This is a genomic window from Marinobacter sp. UBA2498, assembly GCF_002341575.1.
In the GTDB taxonomy this organism is placed as follows: Bacteria; Pseudomonadota; Gammaproteobacteria; order Pseudomonadales; family Oleiphilaceae; genus Marinobacter; species Marinobacter manganoxydans.
The window spans coordinates 1-2,839 of the sequence record NZ_DDOI01000050.1 but is presented as its reverse complement, the minus strand read 5'-3'; the positions used below and the strand labels follow the sequence as shown (position 1 = coordinate 2,839).

4 protein-coding genes are annotated in these 2,839 nt (G+C 59.4%); all 4 read left to right on the top strand.

The window, feature by feature from the left end:
• A partial coding sequence (locus B2W52_RS05975) for a DALR anticodon-binding domain-containing protein (protein WP_286801902.1) occupies positions 1–633 on the top strand: 633 nt, incomplete at its 5' end.
• Positions 634–638: 5 nt separating this feature from the next.
• Entirely contained in the window at positions 639–1,277 is a 639-nt protein-coding gene (locus B2W52_RS05970) for an SPOR domain-containing protein (RefSeq protein WP_092032955.1), read from the top strand.
• Positions 1,278–1,367: 90 nt separating this feature from the next.
• Positions 1,368–1,898, top strand: a complete 531-nt coding sequence (hslV, locus tag B2W52_RS05965; RefSeq protein ID WP_008170810.1) for an ATP-dependent protease subunit HslV — start codon at positions 1,368–1,370, stop codon at positions 1,896–1,898.
• 12 nt (positions 1,899–1,910) lie between these two features.
• Positions 1,911–2,839, top strand: a 929-nt coding sequence (hslU, locus tag B2W52_RS05960; protein WP_286801898.1) for an ATP-dependent protease ATPase subunit HslU, incomplete at its 3' end; no start/stop codon positions are given.

Below are 2,839 nucleotides of genomic sequence, written 5' to 3'. Positions count from 1 at the left end.
CGCGCCGGCTTGCAGGCACTGAATGCCGGCATTCCGGAAGGCTGGCCAGACTACGTGCTGCACCAGATGGTGATGGTGACCCGCTCCGGCCAGGAGGTGAAAATCTCCAAACGCGCCGGCAGCTACGTGACCGTCCGAGACCTGATTGATGAGGTTGGCCGCGACGCGACCCGTTTCTTCCTGGCCGCGCGCCGGGTGGATTCCCAGTTGACCTTCGATATCGATCTGGCTCGCTCCCAGACCAATGAAAACCCGGTTTATTACGTGCAGTATGCCCATGCGCGCATCTGCAGCGTGCTTCGAAAACTGGCCGAGGAAGGTGCAGAGCGCGGCCGCAACGAATGCATCGGCGACCTCTCACTGCTAACGCTTGACGAGGAAAAGGATCTGGCCAACCAGCTGGCCAAGTATCCGGAGCTCATTGCCAATTCCGCCGTGCAACGTGAACCGCACCATCTCACGCACTACCTGCGGGACCTGGCGGGCCAGTTCCATACGTATTACAACGCCCATAAGGTATTGATTGAAGATACCGCCGTTCGTGACGCCAGGGTCAGCCTCTACCTTGCCATAAGGCAGGTTATCGCCAACGGTCTGGACCTGCTGGGCGTCAGCGCACCGGAAGAGATGTAAGACGAATGTCCCGAGACTACGCCCGTAAGGACAGACCCGCCAAAGCGTCGGCTACGTCACGCAAAAAGCCTGCGAAACAGGCAAAGCCGACGGCTGCCCGGCCGAAACCGGCGGCCAGTGCCCGCTCCCAGCACGGTGGCCTGTCGCTCAAGTGGATACTGTCCCTGGCGGCCGTGGGCGGCTTTATCGGGTTTATCGTCTACCTGAACTCCTTGCCAACGAGTCCACATTCGCAGCAGCCAGCAGTCACTGAGAAACCGGCCCAGAAACCTGCGAAGACGCCCGCAGAGACCGCGAAGGAAGAGGAAAAACCCGGGTTCCGCTTCTACGAGATGCTGCCGGAATCCGAGGTGGTACCGCCGAAAGTCGAAGAATACACACCCGGACCGACACAAACGGATTTCAATTATCTGCTTCAGTCCGGCTCTTTCCGCAGCAAGGAGGACGCCGAACGACAGCGGGCCCAGATTGCCTTCCAGGGTTTGCGGGCAAGTACCCAGAGGATTGACCTGGACAACGGTTCGGTCTGGTACCGCGTCAACGTTGGCCCCTTCACCTCCCGAAGCCAGATGAACTCCGCCATCGACAAACTGGTTTCCCTGAATATCCAGCCACTGGTCCGGAAGATCCCCAAGGAAGGCTGATCTTTCGGGCCGGGTGCGAACACCTTGAATTCGCACCAGAAGCCTCCATAACAACGGGATACCAATTTCAATCAGGCAATTGGAGCCCAAATGACTACCATTCTTTCCGTCAGGCGCGATGACGAAGTTGCCATGGGTGGCGACGGCCAGGTTTCCCTCGGCAATACCGTAATGAAAGGCAATGCCCGGAAGGTTCGCCGCCTCTACAACGGCCAGGTGATCGCCGGCTTCGCGGGCGGTACCGCCGATGCCTTCACCCTGTTCGAGCGATTCGAAGCCCAGCTTGAAAAACACCAGGGCAACCTCACCAGGGCTGCGGTGGAATTGGCGAAAGACTGGCGAACTGACCGTGCGCTGCGCCGGCTCGAGGCCTTGCTGGCTGTAGCGGACAAAACCGCCTCGCTGATCATCACCGGCAACGGGGATGTGATCGAGCCGGAACAGGGCCTGATTGCCATCGGGTCTGGCGGGCCCTTTGCCCAGGCTTCAGCCCGGGCCTTGCTGGAAAACACAGACCTGTCCGCCCACGAGATAGTCGAGAAAGGTCTGGATATCGCCGCCGATATTTGTATCTACACCAACCACAATCGCACCCTTGAAGTGCTCTCCAAAAACGACTGATCCGGAGCGACCATGTCTGCAATGACTCCCCGTGAGATTGTCCACGAGCTCAACAAACACATCGTGGGCCAGGAAGAAGCCAAGCGGGCGGTGGCTATCGCCCTGAGAAATCGCTGGCGCCGGATGCAGCTGGACAGCAGCCTGCGCGATGAGATCACTCCCAAGAACATCCTGATGATCGGTCCCACGGGTGTGGGTAAAACCGAGATTGCCCGGCGCCTCGCAAAATTGGCCGATGCCCCGTTTCTGAAAGTGGAGGCCACCAAATTCACCGAAGTCGGCTACGTCGGCCGCGACGTGGAATCCATCATTCGTGATCTGGCGGATATGGCCGTCAAGATGCTGCGCGAAGCAGAAATGAAGCGTCACGAAGAACGGGCATTGGACGCGGCGGAAGAGCGCATCCTTGATGCACTGATCCCGCCGCCCCGGGATTTCGGTGAAGACAGCCAACGCAGTTCCGACTCCTCCACTCGCCAGCTGTTCCGGAAAAAACTCCGGGAGGGCGAACTGGATGACAAGGAAATCGAGATCGAGGTGCCCGCAACTTCGGGCATGCCGATGTTTGATATTCCCGGCATGCCGGGCGCCGGGGCGGGGATGATCAACCTGTCCGACATGTTCGGCAAGGCGTTCGGCGGCAAGACCCAGAAGCGCAGCGTCAAGGTCAAGGACAGCTACGAAATCCTCATCAATCAGGAGGCCGACAAGCTGCTCGATCAGGACAAGATCAATGCCGAGGCCATCGAGCTGGTGGAAAATCACGGCATCGTCTTTATCGACGAGATCGACAAGGTGGCCGCCAAGGAAGGCGGAGTGACCGGTGGGCCGAGCCGGGAAGGCGTGCAGCGCGATCTGTTGCCGCTGATCGAAGGCACCACGGTTTCGACCAAATACGGTCCGGTCAACACCGACCATATCCTGTTCATCGCCTCGGGCGC

Excerpts from the sequence above, each read along its gene's own strand:
- B2W52_RS05970 (WP_092032955.1), top strand. The coding sequence starts at position 639 with ATGTCCCGAGACTACGCCCGTAAGGACAGACCCGCCAAAGCGTCGGCT.
- hslV (WP_008170810.1), top strand. The coding sequence starts at position 1,368 with ATGACTACCATTCTTTCCGTCAGGCGCGATGACGAAGTTGCCATGGGT.